The sequence below is a fragment of the Micromonospora sp. A200 genome (assembly GCF_029893845.1).
GTDB lineage: Bacteria > Actinomycetota > Actinomycetes > Mycobacteriales > Micromonosporaceae > Micromonospora > Micromonospora purpureochromogenes.
The window spans coordinates 27677-47953 of record NZ_JARXXY010000010.1; the positions used below are offsets into that span (position 1 = coordinate 27677).

At 75.2% G+C, this 20277-nt stretch carries 20 protein-coding genes and 1 riboswitch; of the genes, 12 read left to right on the forward strand and 8 right to left on the reverse strand.

What is annotated here, in order from left to right; translation table 11 throughout:
* Positions 1–109 precede the first annotated feature (109 nt).
* Both M2302_RS11905 and M2302_RS11910 read left to right on the forward strand, forming a co-directional pair.
* The gene (locus M2302_RS11905; RefSeq protein ID WP_280837977.1) at positions 110–820 is read left to right on the forward strand and encodes a class I SAM-dependent methyltransferase; all 711 of its coding nucleotides are present in this window, start codon (positions 110–112) and stop codon (positions 818–820) included.
* 88 nt (positions 821–908) lie between these two features.
* A complete protein-coding gene (locus M2302_RS11910) occupies positions 909–1541 on the forward strand; it encodes a lipoprotein (protein ID WP_280837978.1) in 633 nt (210 codons plus the stop codon).
* A 37-nt stretch (positions 1542–1578) separates the two neighbouring features.
* On the opposite strand, the gene M2302_RS11915 is transcribed toward M2302_RS11910, so the two are convergent.
* The 4 genes from M2302_RS11915 to M2302_RS11930 all read right to left on the reverse strand — a co-directional run bounded on the left by M2302_RS11915 (position 1579) and on the right by M2302_RS11930 (position 7296).
* On the reverse strand, positions 1579–3858 hold the full coding sequence (locus M2302_RS11915; RefSeq protein WP_280837979.1) for a hypothetical protein: 2280 nt from the start codon (positions 3856–3858) through the stop codon (positions 1579–1581).
* A complete protein-coding gene (locus M2302_RS11920; protein ID WP_280837980.1) occupies positions 3855–4895 on the reverse strand; it encodes a glycosyltransferase family 2 protein in 1041 nt (346 codons plus the stop codon). The genes M2302_RS11915 and M2302_RS11920 overlap by 4 nt, the downstream gene beginning before the upstream one ends.
* 92 nt (positions 4896–4987) lie before the next feature.
* Positions 4988–6709, reverse strand: a complete 1722-nt coding sequence (locus M2302_RS11925) for a glycoside hydrolase family 3 protein (RefSeq protein WP_280837981.1) — start codon at positions 6707–6709, stop codon at positions 4988–4990.
* Between the two features lie 95 nt (positions 6710–6804).
* Positions 6805–7296, reverse strand: a complete 492-nt coding sequence (locus tag M2302_RS11930; protein ID WP_088960915.1) for a DUF3145 domain-containing protein — start codon at positions 7294–7296, stop codon at positions 6805–6807.
* A gap of 318 nt (positions 7297–7614) precedes the next feature.
* Here M2302_RS11930 and M2302_RS11935 point away from each other — a divergent pair, with 318 nt between their 5' ends.
* Positions 7615–7944, forward strand: coding sequence for a hypothetical protein (locus M2302_RS11935; RefSeq protein ID WP_280837982.1), 330 nt, complete (start codon positions 7615–7617; stop codon positions 7942–7944).
* A 208-nt stretch (positions 7945–8152) separates the two neighbouring features.
* Here M2302_RS11935 and M2302_RS11940 read toward each other — a convergent pair whose 3' ends face one another.
* A complete protein-coding gene (locus M2302_RS11940; RefSeq protein WP_280837983.1) occupies positions 8153–8767 on the reverse strand; it encodes a carbonic anhydrase in 615 nt (204 codons plus the stop codon).
* 147 nt (positions 8768–8914) lie between these two features.
* On the opposite strand from M2302_RS11940, the gene M2302_RS11945 reads away from it, so the two are divergent.
* The 5 genes from M2302_RS11945 (at position 8915) to M2302_RS11965 (ending at position 15185) form a co-directional block, all read left to right on the forward strand.
* Positions 8915–9907, forward strand: coding sequence for an alpha/beta hydrolase (locus M2302_RS11945; protein WP_280837984.1), 993 nt, complete (start codon positions 8915–8917; stop codon positions 9905–9907).
* Between the two features lie 132 nt (positions 9908–10039).
* The gene (locus M2302_RS11950; RefSeq protein WP_280837985.1) at positions 10040–12157 is read left to right on the forward strand and encodes an AAA family ATPase; all 2118 of its coding nucleotides are present in this window, start codon (positions 10040–10042) and stop codon (positions 12155–12157) included.
* A gap of 156 nt (positions 12158–12313) precedes the next feature.
* Positions 12314–13228, forward strand: a complete 915-nt coding sequence (locus tag M2302_RS11955) for a cation diffusion facilitator family transporter (RefSeq protein ID WP_280837986.1) — start codon at positions 12314–12316, stop codon at positions 13226–13228.
* Between the two features lie 141 nt (positions 13229–13369).
* Positions 13370–13501, forward strand: a riboswitch (cyclic di-AMP (ydaO/yuaA leader).
* Between the two features lie 4 nt (positions 13502–13505).
* Positions 13506–14561: a hypothetical protein gene (locus tag M2302_RS11960; RefSeq protein WP_280837987.1), complete on the forward strand. Its 1056-nt coding sequence runs from the start codon at positions 13506–13508 to the stop codon at positions 14559–14561.
* 117 nt (positions 14562–14678) lie between these two features.
* The gene (locus M2302_RS11965) at positions 14679–15185 is read left to right on the forward strand and encodes a hypothetical protein (protein ID WP_280837988.1); all 507 of its coding nucleotides are present in this window, start codon (positions 14679–14681) and stop codon (positions 15183–15185) included.
* Between the two features lie 13 nt (positions 15186–15198).
* On the opposite strand, the gene M2302_RS11970 is transcribed toward M2302_RS11965, so the two are convergent.
* Positions 15199–15666 carry an SRPBCC family protein gene (locus tag M2302_RS11970; protein ID WP_280837989.1) on the reverse strand — a complete coding sequence of 156 codons (468 nt, stop codon included), beginning with the start codon at positions 15664–15666 and terminating at the stop codon, positions 15199–15201.
* A 160-nt stretch (positions 15667–15826) separates the two neighbouring features.
* Here M2302_RS11970 and M2302_RS11975 point away from each other — a divergent pair, with 160 nt between their 5' ends.
* Complete coding sequence (locus M2302_RS11975; RefSeq protein WP_280837990.1) at positions 15827–16126, forward strand: hypothetical protein; 300 nt, start codon at positions 15827–15829, stop codon at positions 16124–16126.
* On the opposite strand, the gene M2302_RS11980 is transcribed toward M2302_RS11975, so the two are convergent.
* Positions 16075–16443: an STAS domain-containing protein gene (locus M2302_RS11980; protein ID WP_280837991.1), complete on the reverse strand. Its 369-nt coding sequence runs from the start codon at positions 16441–16443 to the stop codon at positions 16075–16077. The genes M2302_RS11975 and M2302_RS11980 overlap by 52 nt on opposite strands.
* Positions 16444–16780: 337 nt before the next feature.
* On the opposite strand from M2302_RS11980, the gene M2302_RS11985 reads away from it, so the two are divergent.
* Both M2302_RS11985 and M2302_RS11990 read left to right on the forward strand, forming a co-directional pair.
* The gene (locus tag M2302_RS11985) at positions 16781–16924 is read left to right on the forward strand and encodes a hypothetical protein (RefSeq protein WP_280837992.1); all 144 of its coding nucleotides are present in this window, start codon (positions 16781–16783) and stop codon (positions 16922–16924) included.
* Between the two features lie 120 nt (positions 16925–17044).
* On the forward strand, positions 17045–17446 hold the full coding sequence (locus M2302_RS11990) for a hypothetical protein (RefSeq protein ID WP_280837993.1): 402 nt from the start codon (positions 17045–17047) through the stop codon (positions 17444–17446).
* A gap of 200 nt (positions 17447–17646) precedes the next feature.
* Here M2302_RS11990 and M2302_RS11995 read toward each other — a convergent pair whose 3' ends face one another.
* On the reverse strand, positions 17647–19380 hold the full coding sequence (locus M2302_RS11995; RefSeq protein WP_280837994.1) for a hypothetical protein: 1734 nt from the start codon (positions 19378–19380) through the stop codon (positions 17647–17649).
* 176 nt (positions 19381–19556) lie between these two features.
* Here M2302_RS11995 and M2302_RS12000 point away from each other — a divergent pair, with 176 nt between their 5' ends.
* Positions 19557–20237: a BON domain-containing protein gene (locus M2302_RS12000; protein ID WP_280837995.1), complete on the forward strand. Its 681-nt coding sequence runs from the start codon at positions 19557–19559 to the stop codon at positions 20235–20237.
* The last annotated feature ends 40 nt before the right edge of the window (positions 20238–20277 follow it).

The window sequence follows — 20277 nt, forward strand, 5'->3', positions numbered from 1 at the left end:
ACGTCACCGACTCGGCCGGCAGCCGCGGCCGGCCCCGGCAGGGACGAGTGGCGGCCGGCAGCCATCCGGGCCGCTAGGGTGGGGGCCGCCGAACCGCGAGGAGCACGCCGTGGAAGCGACGGAGATCCGCAAGCTCGCCGCGCTCGAGGACACCCACTGGTGGTACCGCGAGCGGCGTGCCCTGCTGGCCCGGTCGCTGCGCCGGCTGGCCGCCGCCGGGGCACGTCCCGGGCGGGCGCTGGACGTCGGCGCGGCCGGCGGCGGCAACACCCGGGTGTTGCGGGCGCACGGGTGGCGCCCGCTGGCCCTGGAGTACAGCGCCGACGGCGCCGGGGTGGCTCGGGAACGTGGACTCGACGTGATCCGGGCCGACGCCCGGCACCTGCCCGTCGGATCGGCGAGCCTCGGCCTAGTGGTCGCCTTCGACATCCTCGAACACTTCGACGAGGACCACCTGGCCACCGCCGAGATCCGCCGCACGCTGCGCCCCGGCGGGACGGCCCTGATCGCGGTGCCCTGCGACATGGCGCTCTGGTCGGCCCACGACGTGGCGGTCGGGCACGTCCGCCGCTACGACCGGGAGTCGCTGCGGGCGGTGGTGGAGAAGGCCGGCCTGGTGGTCGACGAGCTGTGGAGCTGGAACGTGCTGCTCCGCCCGGTCGCCGCCTGGCGGCGCCGCACCTCCACCGGCAGCGACCTGGGCGACCTGCACCCGCTGGTCAACCTGGGGCTGCGCACCGTCGTCACCGCCGAGCGGTACCTGCCGGTGCGGTCGCTGCCCGGGGTCTCGCTGATGCTGCGCGCCCACCGCCCGGCCTGAGCCACCGACCCCCGCGGGAGCGTCCCGTCGGCTAGCATCTCCCGGCCGTCGCATCGACGGCACGAGATCCGACGGGGGGACGTGACAGATGATCCGACGGGTGGCCGTACTGGCCGCGCTCACCCTGACCGTGGCGACCGGCTGCGCCGAGGACGCGAAGGAGCCCGCCGTGGCGCCGTCGCCGTCGCCGTCGGCCAGCCCGACCGCCTCGCCGATCGCGGCCGGTCCACCCTGGTACGACGAGGTCGCCCCGGCCGCCGCCGGCACCACGGTCGGCCCGGAGGGCAGCACCTGCCCGCTGCCGATCACCTTCTCGGTGCCGGCGAAGTGGAAGGTCAAGGCGGTCACCTCCGGCAAGGACTTCCAGATCGGACCGGCGGTGCCGCTCTGCGAGATCGACGCGAAGCCGGCCGGGCACATCGGCTTCCTGCGGGTCTGGCGGGTCGAGGGGGCGACGCCCCGGACGCCGCAGATCACCCTGGACAAGTTCATCGACGACTACGGCACGGCCGAGGAGCGGCAGTACCGGCGCACCAAGGCCGGCCCGCTGGACTCGTTCGAGGCGACCTGGACCGGTGACGACGGACGGAAGCGGGCGATCCTGGTGTCCAGCCTCTACGGCAAGATCCTGGTCACCCTCGGCGGGGCGGACGACGAGGAGTTCACCGCGATGCTCCCGGCGTACCAGCTGGCCAAGTCGAGCACCAACCTGCCGAAGTGACCGCCGGGCGCCCGGCCCGCCGGTGGCGGGCCGGGCGTCAACGCAGGCGGTAGACGGCCATCCGCGCGTTCACGTGGCGCAGGTCGGCCAGCTCGGCCAGGTCCGGGGACTCCGGGCCGACCGTGCGGTCGACCACCAGCCAGCGCACGCCGTACCGGTCGCGCAGCTCGGCCAGGCCGGCGGCGGTGGGCGTGGTGAACGCGGCGTCGTTGGCGCGCAGCCGCTCGGCGTCCCAGAACGGGGCGTACGGGCCTTCGGGCCGGCCCACCATCCGGGGCGCGAACGCCCAGCCCTCCACCAGCACCGGCCGCTCGGCGTAGCCGCTGAGCCAGAACGAGCGGGCGTCGCACCAGCCGCTCACCACCACCCGGCAGTGCACGTTGGTGGCCAGCACGTCCTCCGGCGCGCTGTGCGCGCGCACCCAGCGGGCGGCCTGCACCCGGGAGGCCGGCATCCGCTCCACCGCGTACGCCCCGCCGTTCGTGAAGTACCGGGCGGCCGCCGCGTCGAGCACCAGGCCCGGCGCGCCGGCCACCAGCACGGCGGTGAGCAGCACCAGCGGGCCGCGGCCGGCCAGCCCGGGCCAGCGGTCGACCAGCCCCGGCCAGAGCAGGGCCACCAGGACGACCGCCCCCAGCAGGGCCGCCGCCCAGCAGAGCAGCGGCAGCACCGCGGCGTACGGCCGGTCGGGCGGCACGATCGCCGGGAAGCGCAGCTGGTACGCGGCCAGCGCCAGCGCGAGGCTCGCCGCGCCCGCGCCGAGCAGCACCCGTCCCCGGGTCGTGAGCGCGGCCCGGTCCAGCAGCTCCACGAAGCCCCAGCCGGACAGCAGCACCCCGAAGGCGAAGCCGGTCCGGGTGAAGTACTGGTTGCTGCTGCCCGGGTGGGCGAGCAGCAGGTAGACCGCCGGACCGGCCAGCGCCCCACCGAGCAGGAAGACCTGCGCCGGCTCCAGCCGCCACCGCCGCAACCTCAGCAGCGCCACCACGCCGGCGAGGCGGAGCTGGAGGTTGAGCAGGAAGGCGACCAGGACCCCGGCCCAGAGCAACGCGGTCACCGGGCCGGAGTGCCCCTCGCCGACGTACGGACGCAGCCCGGAGAAGGGCTCCACGGTCACGCCGTGGCTCTCGAAGGCGAAGAGGACGGCGGTGGCGAACACCTGCGCCGCCAGGGCCAGCGCCGCCGCAACGAGCACCGGCCGGGGCGGCCGCCGCCGGGTCACCAGCAGCACCGCGACGGTGAACGCCAGCGCGGCCAGCACCACCGGCACCGAGCTGGCCTTGGCCCCGGTGGAGGCGGCGAGCAGCAGGACCGCCAGCACCCAGGCGCCCCGGCCCACCGGCGGCACGGTGCTGCCCCGGGCCCGACCGACGATCTCGGCCAGCACGGCGATCAGCGGCAGCAGCAGCACCCAGCTGTAGGTCATCGACGGGCTGCCCCAGACGATGAAGGTGACCTGGCTGCCGAAGAGCTGCCGCAGCCCGTTCTCGAAGCCGAACTCCCCGACGGTGAACATCAGCCCGGCGGCGACCACCCCGGCGTACGGCCGGCCGGTGACCCGCCAGCCGACCACCGCGACCAGCACGGCGGCGAGCGCGCAGAGCGCCGGCACGGCGAGCCGGAAGAAGACGGTGGGCAGGTCGACGCCGCTGACCAGGCTGGCCGCCGCGAGGTGGGCGAAGCCGAACCAGTGGTAGTGCAGCGGCTCGCCGGCCACCTGGGGGACCTCCGGGGGCACCTGGTGGGTGGCCGCGCCGGCCAGCGAGAGCTGGAACGCCAGGTCGATGTACTGGGCCTGCCCCTCGTCGGTGGGCAGCACCGGGTTGACCCGCAGGAACGACTCGCTGAGGTAGAGGGTGAACCCGGCGACCACCCCGGCGAGCGACCAGGCCCAGCCGGTCGGCACCGGAGTCGTCGCGCCGGCCCGCCAGTGCCGGCGCAGCCGGGGCACGGCGGCGTACGGCAGCAGCACCGCCACCGGCCAGAGCCGCAGCCAGCCCGGCAGGCCGGCGGCGGTGCAGGCGGCCCAGGCGGCCAGCTCCAGCACCAGCCCGAGGGCGGCGCCCATCGCCACGTCCTCGACCAGGGTGTGCGGCCGGCGGCGCAGCGTGCGCCAGAGCAGCGTGCCGGGCAGCGCCACGGCGAGCGCGGCGTAGAGCGTGTAGCGAATCAGGTCCGCCGCGGGGGTGCCGGCGGCGAGCAGGGTGACCGCGACGAAGGCGTACCCGGACAGGGCCGGCGCGAAGCGGGCCGGGGCCGGCCGGCGGCGCGGCGCGGCGGCGGCGCGGGCGGCGTCGCCGGTGGCGAGGGCGGTCACCGCAGGCTGTCGGCCAGCTCGCCCGCACCCGCCGGGCCGGCGGCGTCCACTCCGGCCGCGGGGCTGTCGGCGCTGCCGGGGCTGTCGGCGCTGTCGGCGCTGTCGGCGCTGTCGGCGGCGACGAAGTACGCCGGCCGGCCCTGCACGGCGGTGTAGATCCGGGCCACGTACTCGCCGAGCAGTCCGAGGCAGAGCAGTTGCACGGCGCCGAGGAAGAGCACCGCCACGTAGAGCGAGGGCCAGCCGGAGACGGTGGAGCCGGCCAGCCAGGCCAGGACGGCCACCACCACCAGCACCCCGCAGACCGCCACCCCGGCCAGCCCGAGCCAGGTGGCGAAGCGCAGCGGCGCGGCGGAGAAGCTGGTGACGCTCTCGGCGGCCAGCCCGGCCATCCGGGACAGCGGGTACTTCGTCCGCCCGGCGGCCCGCTCGTCGCGCTGGTAGCTGACCTCGCCGCTGGGGAAGCCGAGCCAGGGCACCACCAGCCGCAGCACCGGGCTGCGCTCGGGCAGCTCCCGCAACGCCTCGACGGCGGCGCGGCTGAGCAGCCGGAAGTCGCCGGCCTGGGCGGGCACCTGCTTGCCGACCAGGCGGCGCATCAGCCGGTAGTAGCCGGCCGCGGTCCACCGCTTGAACGCGCTGTCGGTGCGGCGGTCGGCCCGGACGCCGTAGACGATGTCGAGGTCGTCGGCGCGGGCGAGGCGGAGCATCTCGACGATCGTCTCCGGCGGGTCCTGGAGGTCGGCGTCGATGCTGACCACGTACCGGCCGCGGGCCCGGAGCACCCCGGCGACCAGGGCCGCCTGGTGGCCGCTGTTGCGGCGCAGCCGCAGCACCCGCAGCTGGGGCCAGCCGGCGCGCAGCGCGGCCAACCCGGCCCCGGTGCCGTCGGTGCTGCCGTCGTCGACGGCCACCACCTCGTACGCCTCGCCCAGGCCGTCGAGGACCGCGCGCAGCCGCCGGGCGAACAGCGGCAGGACGCTCACCTCGTCGAACATCGGCACCACCACCGAGAGGGCCGGCTCCGGTCGCGTCACGGCGCTCGCCCCCTCCCGCGCGTCTTTCCCCTGGTGGACCACCGCACGCTATCAGCCGGACGGGGACCGCCCGGGCCGGTCGCGGGGGGACCTCAGGCCGCGCAGGTGGTGGCCGGCAGCCCCGGCACCCGCACCGGCGCCCGGCCACCCGGCCGCTGCCGGCCGGCGAGCACGTCGGCGAGGGCGGTCATCGAGGTACGGCTGGAGGAGTAGGTGGCCAGCAGGGTCGGCGACGTCGCCTTCTCCAGCACGTACGGGGTGTCCATCGCCACCGTCACCGCCGCGTCGGCGCTCAGGTCGTCCGCGCCGTCGCCGTAGCCGACCAGGTGCACCTTGGTGCCGCCGCTCGGCGCCACCGGCACCCCGGCCGCGGTGAGCGCCTCGGTCAGCGCGGCCCGGGTGTGGTCCCGGCCGGCGGACGAGGTGACGGTCACCGGGCCGCGGACCGGAGCGCCGCAGGCGCCGCGCAGCACGGTCACCGCCGCCGCCGCGAGGTCCTGCGCCGCCTTGCGGTGCTCGGCGCTGTTCAGCGTGGACATCGCCGGGGCGGGCCGGTCGGCGAGCTGGAACTTCATGGTCAGCACCCGGGTGGCCGCCTCGACCAGCCGGGGCCGGGGCAGCGACCCGTCGCGCAGCGCGGCCAACAGCCCGTCGTACGCCTGGCCGACGTGCGGCGTCATCAGGATCAGGTCGTTGCCGGCCAGCAGCGCCCGGACCGCGGCCTCACCCGGCGCCCAGCGCTTGGCCGGCGCCATGTTCATCCCGTCGGTGATCACCACGCCCCGGAAGCCGAGCTGCCCGCGCAGCACGTCGGTGAGGAGCTTGCGGGAGAAGGTGGCCGGGGTGCCCGGGTCGACCGCCTTGACGTCGAGGTGGGCCGACATCACCGCCATCGCACCGGCGTCGATGCCGGCGGTGAACGGCGGGAACGCGGTGGCGTCGAGTTCCTTGCGCGGCTGGCCGATCACCGGCAGGTCCTTGTGCGAGTCGGCGGCGCTGAGCCCGTGACCCGGGAAGTGCTTGACGCTGGCCGCGACGCCGGCGCTCTGCAGGCCCTTCACCGCGCCGGCGACCTGGGCGGACGCCCGCTGCGGGTCTGCGCCGAAGGAGCGGGAGCCGATCACCGTGCTGCGGGTGGCCAGCACGTCGGCGACCGGGGCGAAGTCCAGGTTGATCCCCATCGCGGCCAGCTCGGCGCCGGCGGCCCGCCAGGCGGCCTCGGTCAGCGCCGGGTCGTCGGCCGCCCCGGCGGCCAGCGCGCTGGGCAGGGTGGTCACCCCGTCGGTGATCCGGGTCACCACGCCGTACTCCTGGTCGGTGCCGATCAGGAAGGGCGCCGCCCCGGCGGGGAGCTTCGCCGCGGCGGCGCGCAGCCCGGTGGTGAGGTCACGCACCTGGGCCGGGTTGTCGACGTTGGTGGTGGCCTGGTTGCCGGAGGTCGGGTCGTCGGCGCTGAAGCCGACCAGGATCACCCCGCCGAGGCGGTACTTCGCGACCATCTCCGCGGGGGTGTCGACCCCGGCGAGGGCCCGGTTGCCGGCGGCCGAGGCGGCGGTGACCTCGGTGGCGGAGCTGCCGTACGCGTAGGGCATCAGCACCTGGCCGACCAGGTCCTCGTCGGCGAGCGTGCCGACCAGCGCGGCGGCCCGGGCGGCCGGGTCGGCCGCCGGGGTGCCGGTCGGGCCGGACGCGGCGGAGGCCGACGGGCTCGGCGCCGGGCGTTCCGGCTCCGCCGAGCACCCGGAGACGAGCAGCGCGGTCAGGGCGGCGAGGGCGACGCCGGCACGTCGCGGAGAGGTCGGCACGCGGCCCATCAAACCCGCTGCCGACTCGTGGCGGCAACCGGAGCCGGGCGGCCGGCCGGTGCGGTGTGCCGGTCCCCCACCGGGTGTCCGGGTGCGCCGCCGGCTCAGCCGACCCGGGTGAGCAGCGTCACCGGGGCGCCGTCCCCGGCGTACCGGTAGGGCTCCAGCTCGGCGTCCCAGGCGGTGCCGAGCGCCTTGTCCAGGGCGTGCGCCAGCGCCTCCGGGGCGCGGGCGGTCGCCATGATGCTGCGCAGCCGGTCCTCGCCGAGCTGGATGTCGCCGGCCGCGCCGACGGTGGCGCGGAACAGGCCCCGGCCGGGGACGTACATGAAGCGCTCACCGTCGGCGCCCGGACTGGGCTCCTCGGTGACCTCGAAACGGATCATGGGCCACTGCCGGAGGGCAGCAGCCAGTTCGGCGCCCGTCCCCGGGCGACCGGTCCACCCGCACTCGGCCCGGCGGGCGCCGGGATCGACGGGCTGGCCCGTCCACTGCAGGTTGACCGGCGCGGCGAGGACGCGCGCGATCGCCCACTCGACGTGTGAGCACACGGCGAGCGGGGTCGAGTGGACGTATACGACGCCACGCGTTGGCACGGTGACCTCCCGGAGACCGAGGTGCGTCTTCCCCTACGACCTCGACAACCCGAGTGGTTCCTGCAACACATGATGACTGTGTGACGGATGGTGCGCCAGCGAATCGGAAGATTCGCCGGGGGGAAATACCCGGACCGGTGACCCGGTTGTGCTCTCCGGACAGGCACGGTGGCCGACCAGGCATCGTGTTCGTGTACAGTTCTGTGGGCGGTTCTGCGCCGTCGTACATCTTCGCGGGCCGAGGCTCATCCGGGCGTCTCCCGCATTCAGCCCCCGGACGTTTTCCGTCCTCCCGTACGTCTTGCAAGGAGTACCTCCGTGGCGAGCAACACCTCTAAGACCGCGCGCGCGTCAGTCCGGGCCGGCCAGGCTGGCCAGGGTGGCGCCCTCAGCGTGCTGGGCGAGTTCAAGTACCTCATCCCGCTCAACGGCGGCAAGCACGCCTACGTGCGGAACCTGACCAACGGCAAGACCGTGCACCTGCGCACCGACTCGGACGCCTTCGTCGAGGAGATCCGGGTGCTGGCCGCTGCCGGCCACGCCGTCAAGATCCGCGCTGAGATCAACAACCTCGCCGCCACCCACCCGGGCGACGGCTGGGACAAGACCGAGAAGCGCCTCGTCGAGGCCGGCGTCTTCGAGGGCTGAGCCCTCCCCCCAAGCGCCACCTGGAACCGCCCGTCGGGTCACCCCGGCGGGCGGTTCCGTCTTTCCCGGGTACGCCTCCGTAGCGCCCGGCGCGGTTTGCGGCGTGTCGCGGTGTCCCGCCGCCGGGATACCGCGACCCGCCCCATCTCGCGTGGATCTTGACGGGGCCGGGACCTGGACCGGGCCGGGGCCGGCGCCGGCGGGCCGGTCAGTGGTCGAGCAGGGTGACCTCGCCGGTGGCCAGGTCGTAGACCGCGCCGACCACGTCCACCCGGCCCTCGGCGACCGGCCCGGTGAGCAGGTCGTCGGCGCGCAGGGTGGCCACCGTGCGCAGCACGTGCCGGCGTACCGCCATCGGGTGCGCGCGCGGGTCGTCCGCCCCCACCTCGGTCACCGCCGGGGCGATCTGGTCCACCAGGTACGCCAGCGAGCCGCCCGGCCGCTCCCCGGTGCGCAGGGTGTCCACCGCCGAGGCGACCGCCCCGCACCGCTCGTGGCCGAGCACCATCACCAGCGGCACTCCGAGCTGGCCCACCACGTACTCGATGGAGCCGCAGACCGCCCGATCCAGCACGTGCGCGCCGGTGCGGATCACGCAGATCGACCCGAAGGTCTGGTCGAAGATCGCCTCCAGCGGCACCCGCGAGTCGATGCAGCCGAGCAGCACCGCGTACGGCTGCTGGTCGCCGGAGGCGACGGCCGCGGCGGCGGTGACGTCGTGGCCGTGCACCGGCTGCCCGCTGACGAAGCGGCGGTTGCCGGTCAGCAGCTCGGCCAGCGCGGCCCGGGGCGTCCGCGCCGCTCCCGCGCTCGAACCGGTCATGTCCCCAGCCTGGTCACGGATCCGGCCTGGCGGGGCGGGATGCGAATCTTCTCACCACCACGGTTGGCGTGGTGTCATGACGGGTAGCCGGTGTTACCGCCGGGTTAACCCGGTGAGAGGGGACCGGACGGCCCGGGGGAGGTCACGATGTCGGAGCAGCAGCAGGTACGGCTTCCCGACGACGTGCGCCTGCACGTGGAGGTGACCGGGTCGGCGGACGCCGAGGTCACCGTGATCATGCTGCACGGCTGGACGCTGGACGGGCGGGCCTGGCACCGGCAGCTCGCCGACCTGACGGCCCGCTTCGGCCGGCGGGTCCGGGTGGTGACCTACGACGCCCGCGGGCACGGCCGGTCCAGCTGCATGGCCCTGCGCACGGCGACCCTGGCCCAGCTCGGCGACGACCTCGCCGCGGTGGTCGACGCGGTGGCCCCGACCGGCAGGGTCGTGCTGGTCGGCCACTCGATGGGCGGGATGACGGTGATGGAGTACGCCCACCGCCACCCCGAGCACTTCGCCGCCCGTACCGCCGGGCTGGTCTTCGTCTCGACCACCGCCGAGGGGCACACGCACACGGTCTACGGGCTGTCACCGCGCATCGCCCGGCTGATCCGGATCGCCGAGACCACCGGCGCCGGGGTGCTGGCCCGCTGCGGCTCCTGGCGCCCGCCACGGGCGCTGCTGCGCGCGCTGCGGCCAAGCATCCGCTGGATGCTCTTCGGCGACCGCTGCGACCCGTCCGACATCCGCCTGGTCACCTCGGCGGTGGCGCGCGCCTCGCTGCGCTCGATCGGCGGGTTCCGCGCCTCGATCGGCGCCCAGCACCGGCTGGAGACGCTGGCCGAGCTGGCCCACCTGCCGGCGGCGGCGCTGGTCGGCGACCGGGACCGGCTCACCCCGCCGCCCTGCGCGGAGTCGATCGCCGCCGCGCTGCCGGTGACCGAGCTGACCGTCTGCCCCGGCGCCGGGCACATGCTGATGATGGAGCGGCCGGACGAGGTGAACGCCGCGCTGGCCGGGGTGCTGGACCGGGTGCTGGCCGACGCGCCGGAGATCGACGCGACCGAGATCGGCGCCACGGAGATCGGCCGGACCGGGCCGACGACGACGGGCGCGACGGAGCCGGTTCCGGCCGGCTGAGCGGCCCGTGGAGGGTGGCGGAGGTCGCGGGACGCGGCATGGCCCCGAAGGGGGGTGGCAGGCTGCCCGTACCCTCATTCCGCCTGGCGTGCGCCCGCGCCCGGCCGCCGCCGTCGCACAGGAGCCGTCACGTTGACCGACCAGACCACCCTGGAGCAGGAGATCGCCGCCGAGCAGCGGCATCTCGACCGGGTGTACGCCCGCCTGGCCGAACTGCGCCGCTCGGCGGCGCAGGCCGAGAAGGAGGGCTACCGGCTGGCCCGGGTGGGCAACTTCGGCGCGCTGGTCGAGCGGGACGCGATGGTGTTCCACGCCGCGCAGCGACGGTACGTGCTGGACGCCGAGCACGAGGGGCTGGTCTTCGGCCGGCTCGACCTGCGGACCGGCCAGGTGCTGCACGTGGGGCGGCTCGGCGTGCGGGGCGAGAACGCCGAGACGCTGGTCGTGGACTGGCGCGCCCCGGCCGCCGCCGCGTTCTACCAGGCGACCCCGGCCGAGCCGCTGGGCGTGGTGCGCCGGCGCACCATCCAGTCGTCGGCCGAGAAGGTCACCCGGATCGAGGACGACCTGCTCGACCCGGACTCGGCGCCGGCCGAGATGACGGTGGTCGGTGACGGGGCCCTGCTGGCGACCCTCTCCCGGGCCACCGGCCGGGGGATGCGCGACATCGTGGCGACCATCCAGCGGGAGCAGGACGAGGCGATCCGCTCCCCCGGCTCCGGGGTCACCATCGTCTCCGGCGGCCCGGGCACCGGCAAGACGGCGGTCGCGCTGCACCGGGCCGCGTACCTGCTCTACTCCGACCGCAGCCGGTACGCCGGCGGCGGCATCCTGGTGGTCGGCCCGTCCTCGGTCTTCGTGGAGTACATCGCCTCGGTGCTGCCCTCGCTCGGCGAGGAGACCGCCACGCTGCACTCGCTGGGCTCGCTCTTCCCGGGCATGTCGGCGACCCGGACCGACCCGCCGGAGGTGGCGGCGGTGAAGGGCTCGCTGCGGATGCGGAAGGTGCTGGAGCGGGCGGTGCGCGACGCGGTGCCGGGCGGGCCGGACGAACTGCGCCTGCTCTACCGGGGCGAGCTGCTCCGGCTGGAGCGCCGCGACCTGGACGGCGTCCGGGACCGGGCGCTGTCCCGGGGCGGGCGGCGCAACGAGGTCCGGCGGGTCGCCTTCGACGCGGTCCTCGCGGCGCTGTACGCCCAGGCCCGCCGGCTGGCCGTCACCCGGCTGCCGGAGCAGCGCACCTTCGAGGACGAGATCATCGACCGGCCGGAGTTCCGCGAGTTCCTCAAGGCGTGGTGGCCGCGGCTGCACCCGCGGCACGTGCTGGGTTGGCTGGCCCGGCCGGAGCGGCTGCGCCGCTACGCCGGCGGCATCCTGTCCCGGGCGGAGACCGCGCTGCTGGTCGAGGCGTACCGGGCGCTGGACGCGCAGGGGCTGACGGTGGCCGACATCGCCCTGCTCGACGAGCTGGACGCGCTGCTGGGCAAGCCGGTGCGGCCGGCCCGGGCCAAGCGCGACCCGTACCAGCTGGCCGGTGGCGTCCGCGAGCTGAGCACGTTCGCCGACCGGCAGCGGGCCGCCCGGGCGGCGGCCCGGGAACGTCCGGAGGACTACCGCGACTACGCGCACGTGGTGGTGGACGAGTCGCAGGACGTCTCACCGATGCAGTGGCGGATGATCGGCCGGCGCGGCCGGCTCGCCTCCTGGACGGTGGTGGGCGACCCGGCGCAGACCGCCTGGACGGGTGACCCGCAGGAGCTGGACCGGGCGCGGGACCAGGCGCTCGGCCGGCGCCGGCGGCACCGCTTCGCGCTGACCACGAACTACCGCAACTCGGCGGAGATCTTCGCGGTGGCGGCGGCGGAGATCCGCCGGCTCTACCCCGACCTGGCACTGCCGACGGCGGTCCGCTCCACCGGCGTGGAGCCGGTCGCGCTGACCGTCGCCGCCGACCGGCTGCCGGCGGCGACCGTGCAGGCGGTGGACGCGCTGCTCACCGAGGTGGAGGGCACGGTCGGCGTGATCACGCCGGTGCCGCGCCGCGACGAGGTGGCCGGCTGGCTGGGCGGGCGCGGCGGCTCCCGGCTCCAGGTGGTGACCAGCCTCCAGGCCAAGGGCATGGAGTACGACGGCGTCGTGCTCATCGCCCCGAGCGAGATCCGGGCCGACCCCGGCTCGGGCGTGCGCACCCTCTACGTCGCCCTCTCCCGCGCCACCCAACGCCTCACCACCATCGACCCGACCCCCTGACCCCCGGGGTCAGGCAGGTTCCGAGAAGGAGTGGCTGTACCGGGCGCGGTGGCCACTCGTTCTTTGAAAGTGGGGGATGCGGGCGGGGTTAGTTGCATACATAGCGATGTGAGCATAGATTGGGTTCGGGCCGCCGGGGCGACGGAAGGTGTGGGCGTGGGCGCAGGTCATGACCACCACGGGTCGGTCACGAACGCGGCGCACCGCCACCGGGGGCGACTCTGGGCGGCCTTCGCGCTGCTCGCCACGCTGATGGTGGTCGAGGCCGTCGCCGCGTTCGGCACCGGCTCGCTGGCCCTGCTCTCCGACGCCGGGCACATGTTCACCGACGTGCTCGGCATCGGCATGGCGCTGGCCGCCATCACCGCCACCCGGCACGGCGACCGCGACCCGCAGCGCACCTACGGGCTCTACCGGCTGGAGGTGCTGGCCGCGCTCGCCAACGCCGTCCTGCTCAGCGGGGTGGCGATCTACGTGCTGATCGAGGCGGTCCGCCGGTTCGGCGACCCGCCGGAGGTGCGGACCGGGCCGATGCTGGCCGTGGCGGTGCTCGGCCTACTGGCCAACCTCGTCGCATTCGCGCTGCTGCGCGAGGGGGCGCGGGAGAGCATCAACCTGCGCGGGGCGTACCTGGAGGTGCTCGGCGACCTGCTCGGCTCGCTGGGCGTGATCGGGGCCGCGCTGCTCATCGCCGGCACCGGCTGGTGGTGGGCCGACCCGGCGGTGGCGGTCGCGATCGGCCTGTTCATCCTCCCCCGCACCTGGCGGCTCGGCCGCGCGGCGGTGCGCATCCTGGTCCAGGCCGCTCCGGAGCATCTGCAGGTGACCGCCGTGCACGACCGGCTGACCGCCGTCCCCGGCGTCGCCGAGGTGCACGACCTGCACGTCTGGACGCTCACCTCCGGCATGGAGGTCGCCTCCGCCCACCTCACCATGGTCCCCGGCGCCGAGGTCGGCACGGTGCTGGCCGCCGCCCGCACCGCCCTGCACGAGGACTTCCACATCGAGCACGCCACCCTCCAGATCGAGCCGGGGGCCGCCCCCGGCGCCTGCGGGCAGGTCGAGTGGTGACGAAATCGGGCACCTATTGTCCCATTGTGTCACCTACACCATGGTTCACTCCAGTACCCTGAGTCACGAAACGGGCGGGTGTCACACCCGTACCGGTAGGCTCGGTTCCGGCCTCCGCCAGGCGGCACCCTCCGGTGCCGGCGGTGGCCGCCGCCTAATCGCCTGCCAGGGCGAGCCGGGGAACCATGTTCGTGGGGTGCATCCGCGTCAGCGGTAGGGATCTTCCGTCCCGAACCCGTCAGCTAACCCGGTCGGCGGCTGACGGAAGGACATGTGCATGCACGTACGACGTACCACCGCACGGCTGGCGGCCGCGGTCGTCGCGACGCTCGCCCTCGGGGTGTCGTCCGCGCCGGTCCCGGCGACCGCCGCTCCCCCCGCCACCCGGCTCGCCGCCCCCGGCGACCCCGAGGGCGGCACCCCCGCGCTGCGCGCCCAGCTCGACGCGGCCAGCAAGGGCTGGATCGACGCCAAGGCCGCGCTGGAACGCTCCACCAAGCGGCAGCAGGAGCTCGGCAACCAGCTCAAGACCATCGAGTCGGAGCTGACCGTCCGGCAGGGCAAGGTCGGCGAGATCGCCGGCGTGGCGTACCGGACCGGGCGGCTCGGGCCGGTGTCGGCGCTGCTGAACAGCTCCAGCCCCGAAGGCTTCCTGGACCGGGCGGCGGCGCTGGAGACGGTCGCCTCCAACGAGGACCGGGAGCTGCGCAACCTGATCCAGACCCGCGACGACGCCACCCGCACCCGGGCCGCGCTCGACAAGGAGATCGTCGAGGAGCGCAAGCAGGTCGCGGTGATGGCCAAGCGCAAGCAGCAGGCCGAGCGGGCCCTGGCGGTGGCCGCCGCCGACAAGCCCGCCGCCAGCGCCGGCGGCGGCTCCACCGCGGGTACCTCCACCGCCAACGCCAAGGCGGCGCCGCGCAACCCCGACGGGTCCTGGCCCTCGGAGTCGTGCAGCGTCAACGACCCGACCCCGGCCAACGGCTGCATCACCCCGCGCATGCTCAACGCGCTCAAGCAGAGCCAGGCGGCCGGCTTCACCCGGTACGTCTCCTGCTACCGGCCCAGCGGGTCGGGCGAGCACCCCAAGGGCCGGGCCTGCGACTTCGCGGCGCAGAAGAGCGGCTTCGGCGGGGACGCGACCGGCGGCGACCGGACGTACGGCAACAACCTGGCCGCGTACCACGTCCGCAACGCCGACCGACTCGGGGTGCTGTACGTGATCTGGTACCGGCAGATCTGGCTGCCCAGCAGCGGGTGGAAGTCGTACAGCGGGGCCGGCGGGGACCCGTCCAGCGACCACACCAACCACGTGCACCTGTCGGTCTACTGACCGAGCCGCGACGGGGCCCGTCCGAGGCGGACGGGCCCCGCCGTACGCGCACCGACGTACCCGGGATGTCGCCGACCGGCCCACGACGCAGCGCGACGGCCCGGCGAGCATCGAGGCATGACCCGACTCTCCCCCGACGGCCGCAAGACCCTGCTCACCCTGCACCTGGTGACCGCGCTGGGCTGGCTCGGCGCGGACCTCGTGCTACTCACCCTCGGCATCGCCGGGCTGCGCGGAGCCGACCCGGGCGTGGTCTATCCGGCGGCGGCGCTGGTGGCGACCTGGCTCTTCGCGCCGCTGAGCGTGCTGGTCTGGGTGATCGGCGTGACCAGCGCGCTGCTGACCCCCTGGGGGCTGCTGCGCTGGCGCTGGGTGGTGGTCAAGCTGGTGCTCACCACGGTGATGATCGGCCTGATGCTGTTCGCGCTGACGCCGAACCTGCGCGCCGCCGCCGGACCGGACGCCACCGCACACCAGCGCATCGACGTGGTGGTCGCCCCGGCGGTCTCCACCGGCCTGCTGGTCACCATGACCGTGATCTCCACCTGGAAGCCGTGGGGCCGCAACCGCCGGGCCGTCCCGCCGCCCCGCCGGACGGCGGCGACCCCCGCCGGCCGCCGCTGAGTGGACGGGGGCGTCAGTTCGGGACCGGGCCGCCGTCGGCCTCCCGGTCCAGCACCGCGCCGAGCCGGCTGGCCAGGCCCAGGTGCGCGGCGCGGGCCTGCCGGAACGCGTACCCGAACAGCGGCGCCGGCGCGGAGAGGGTGATCTCCACGTCGATCCGCAGCACGTCGCCCTCCTCCTGGAGCCGGGTGTGGTTGCGCACGGTCGTGCCGGGCTGCTGCCGGGCCACCGTGACGATCTCGTCATCGGTGACCACCAGGACGTCGGCCTGGTAGGTGACCGGGAACCGCAGCGGACCCAGCTCCAGCCGGTCGGTGATGGCGTAGCTGGCCCGCGCGCCCGGACGGGTCCGCAGCCGGCGCACCCGGACGATCAGCGGATGCAGCTCCCCCTGCCGGGCCGGATCGCTCAACAGCGCCACCGCGTCCGCCCGTGAGCAGCGCGCCTGCACCGTGTAGCTGAACGACTCCCGCCGGACCACTCCACCCTCCACCCCTCGTCGGTCGCCCGATCGTCCCGTACGACGGCCAGGCTGGCAATCGCAGGCGGCATGCGAGGCCACCGCCGTCAGCGGCGGCGCCGCGGTCTCCGCCGCCGCCCGGGTACGCGACGCGGAGCGGCACTGGGACTTCGCCGCCCGGGTGGCGCTGGACCTGCTGCCCCGGCTGACCGCCGGGCCGGTGGAGAGCGTGCTCAACGTGAACGCTCCGGACCTGCCGCACGGGCGGCTGCGCGGCGTGCGGCGGGGCACCCTGGCCAGCTTCGGCCAGGTGCAGATGACGGTGGCCGACCGCCGGTTTGATCCACTCCGTTCCGGCGACGTGGCGGGGTCGGCGGGCGCGGGTCACCGCCACATCGGCGACCTGGAGTGGATCACCAGCGGCCGGCGTCAGGCGCCGGGGAGGACCTCGGGGGCCGGGGCCGCAGCGCCGGCGAAGTAGGGCTCCGGCGCGCCGAAGAGGCCGAGCAGGCCGGTGACCCAGAGCTGCCGGTGGACGAACCGGCTGGGCTCGGTGACCACCAGCTTGACGCCGCTGACCTCGGCCGTCTGGAACCCGGCGACCATCGCGCTGATGCCGACCGAGTCGATGAAGGTGACGAGTCGCATGTTCAGCTCGATCCGGGACGGACGGCCCTTCGCGAGCACCTCGGCGATCGCCTCACGCACCTCGTACGCGGTGTCGACGTCGATCTCCCCTCGCGGAGCGATCTCCATGACACCACCCGGCAGAACCGACTTCACGATCGACAGGCTCACGCGAGCACCTCCACTCGCCCGTCCACGGGCGCCTCATCAGTACGCGGGCCGCGACCGAGAGTATTCCTCCGACGGCCTCGGTCGCCACCCCCCGGGATGAGCAATTCGCGGATCCGGACGGACCGGACCCTTCTTTCCCGAGTTGTTCCTGGTCCCGTTCATTCCAACGAGCGACCGGGTTCGGCCGCTCCAACCGATCCAGGGTAGCGACCCCGGTCCAGTCATTTCCGTACCCGGCCGCCCGGCGAGCCCCGGTGCCGCGCGCCGATCCCCCGGTGTTGCCCCACCCGCCTAGGGTCGGCGGGCGAGGGTTCCACCACGACGGAAGGAACGATCGATGCTCAAGAGACTGCTCGGCCTGGCCGGTGTCGGCGCGCTGCTCGCTCTCGTACTGGCCTGCGGCTTCGGCGGCGGCGGGGACGACGACGATGACGACGACGACGATTTCGCCCGCGGCGTCGCGGTGGTCATGGTCCGCTGAGGTTCCGACCCGGGTTTGCGGCGCGTCCCGGATGGGCACTGGCGGGACAGGCGACCGTGACGCGCCGCAGACGTCGACGTCCGAAGTGGCCGCAGACTTCGGCACCCCGAGGAGGTACCCATGTTCGGCAGCAACCTGCTGGAGCGCCGCAGCAAGCCGGAGCGGATCACCGACCAGGCCTGGCAGCAGCTGGTCTCGGCGGTCGGTTCCGCCGGTGACAGCGTGCGGGACACGGCGCGGTCGGTCCGCGGCGGCACCCACCTTTCCGACGCCGGTGACCTGGTGGGCTCGGCGGCGGACGAGGCCCGGCGTCGGGCCACGCTCGCCTTCGACGCGCTCGCCGGGCGCCGTCCGGCCCTGCCGTGGGCGCTGCTGATCAGCGCGGCGCTGGTCGGGGCCGCGATCGGTTGGGCCGCCGGGACCGCCGCGCGGGCCGCCGGCAGCCGGGACGGTGGGGCCGTCGACGACATCGAGTTCGTCGACGTGGACCGGCCGAACTCACCGGTCGGCCTCGACGGCTGAGGCGACGGCACGCCGGGGACTGCCCGGGTGGATCAGAACGAGGTGGCGGTGTCCGGGACTCCGGACACCGCCACGTCGCGTGGGACGGTCGGTCGCGCCGGCCGGGTCAGCGGCTGGTGCAGGTGACCGCGGGCACGCCGGTGCTGCCGCTCGAGCTGCCGAGGAAGCCGACGCTGGTGGCTCTGCGGAAGCGCTCCCAGTCAGCTCGCCCGATCGAGGTGGTAGACCACCGCGTCGCCGACCCGCTCGCGGTGGATGCCCAGCCCGTCGACCGGACGGGCCGCCGCGCCCTGCCACGGCGTGCCGGTCGCGTACCGGGGCAGCAGCACCACCGTGCGCACCCCGGCCGCCCGCAGGTACGCCACCGACCCGGCGTCCGGGAAACCCTCGCCGGCCGCCCGGATCCGCTGCTGACTGTCCGGAGTGAACGAGGCCAGCCCGTTCACCGTGGACGGGAAGCCGTCGGTCGACCAGAGCATCACGTGGTAGTCGCGGATGCCGCCCAGCGGCAGCACCAGCACCGGGCCCGCGACGCCACGCAACGCCACCGGCTGCGCCGGCACCGGCACGTGCGGGGTCCGGTTCACCCCCTCGGCCAGCACCAGCAGCACCGGGAGCGCCAGCGCCACCCGTGCCCACCGACGCCAGTCGCCGCGACCGGCCCCGGCCGGCGGCCGCTCCCGGACCGTCAGCGCCCCGGCGGCCAGCACGCCCAGCAGCAGCGTCGTCCAGAGCACCAGCCGGCCCGGGGTGCGCAGCGCGTCCCAGCCCGGCAGGTGCCGCATCAGGGTCAGATAGCCCGGGTCACCGTCGCCGCCGAAGCTGGTCCCCGCCGCGAGGGCGAGGCTGACCAGCACCCCGGCGGCCAGCGCGACCCGCTGCCACACCCGCCAGGCCGAGAAGACCAGCCCGGCCACCGCCAGCGCGATCAGCACGACGCCGGGCAGCAGGGTCATCTCCCCCGGGAAGCCGAGCGTCGCCCGTGCCGCGCCGTGCCGCTCGCCCCACAGCCACGACTCCGGCGGCGCCGTCAGGAAGCCACGGGCCGGCGGGGAGAACATCGCCACCTGCGCGGCCGTCCGCCGGCCGGCCGGGTGGCGGGCCACCACTTCGAGGTACGGCGCCGCCATCAGCAGGCTCACCGCGGCGAACCCGGTGACCCCGGCCAGGTCGGCCAGGAACAGGCCGCGCGGAACCGCCGGCCGGGACCGGCGCCGCCACCAGGTGACGCCGTACGCCCCGGCGACGGCGAGGCCGAGCAGACCCAGGACGTACGCGAACGGCAGGCCGATGCCGAAGCCCAGGGTGACCTGCCAGGCGGCGACCGCCCAACCGGCTCCCGCCCAGCCGGGACGAACCCGGTCGCGCCGGTACCCGTGGCGCAGCGACCAGCCGTGGCCCCGGGCCAGCATGGCCAGCGCGAGGGCCACCCCGCCGATGCTGAGCACGTGCAGGTGCCCGGCCTGGGCCAGCTTCCACGGCGCGTACGCGAACGACGCCCCGGCCACCGCCGCCCCCGCCCGCCCGGCACCCAACTGCCGCGACAGCGCGTACGCCCCGACGAAGGCGAGCGCGTGCACCAGCACGTAGAGCAGGTTGTAGCGGACGACGGCGGCCACCGGCCCCTCGCCGATGAGGGCGAACGGGGCGAAGCCCAGCAGGGTGTCGGAGTAGGCGTAGGTGTACGGCTCGGGGAAGAACGTGTTCGAGTGCCAGAGGCGGGCCGGGTCGGTGCGCAGCGCGTGCCCGCCCCAGGCGACCTGCCACGCCTGCAGGGTCGGGTCGCCGGTGTCCTGCGGGAGGGTGCCGGCCGGGTCGCGCAGCGTCGGCCAGGTCAGCGCGGCGGCCAGCGGCAGTGACGCGAGCACCACGAGGGTCCACTCGTGCCGGGCCACCCGCCACAGCGCCCGCCCCGCCCGGCGCACCCCGTCCATCGCCCCCGCCAATCGCCGACCGCCAGATCGTGCCCGAGCCCACCCCGGGTTGTCGATGCCCGGGCGGGCAGGGTCACCCGGTGCGGGTGAGGGGGACTCATCCGGTGTGCCGGCAGGATCGCGGTTCGGCGGGATGTACGCCCGCCCCGTGTCCCGATCCCGGGAGGAGTGAGCGCATGGCCAGCGCGACCATCGTCACGCGTACCGACCAGGACATCCAGACCGACGTGCTCGACGAGCTGACCTGGGAGCCCCGGGTGAGCCCGGCCGAGGTGGGGGTCACCGTCGCCGAGGGGGTGGTGACGCTGACCGGACGGGTGGACAGCTACGCCGCGAAGTGGGCCGCCGAGCGGGCCGCGCACCGGGTGGCCCGGGTCCGGGCCGTCGCCAACGACCTCGCCGTGCGGATCACCCCGTCGGCCGAGCGCACCGACACGGAGATCGCCGGGGCGGCCGAGCGGGCCCTGGAGTGGGACGCCTTCGTGCCGGTGGAGGACCTGGAGGTGACCGTCGCCGGCGCATGGGTGACGCTGCGCGGCCGGGTGGAGTGGGAGTACCAGCGCCGGGCCGCCGAGCGGGTGGTCGGCCGGCTCACCGGCGTACGCGGAGTCAGCAATGGCATCACCGTCCGGCCGTCCACCCCGCCGACCGGCGACGAGCTGCCCGACCGGATCGTCGACGCGCTCGCCCGCAGCGGCGCCACCGAGCCGGACCGGATCAGCGTCCGGGTGTACGGCGACACCGTGGTCATCGACGGCCTGGTGCACTCCGTGCCCGAGCGCGACGAGGTGGAGCGGATCGTCTGGTCCGCCCCCGGCATCCGGGAGGTCCACAACCACGTCACGGTGGGCCGCTGAGACCACCCCGCCCGGGTGAACCGACTTCACCCGGCCGGCG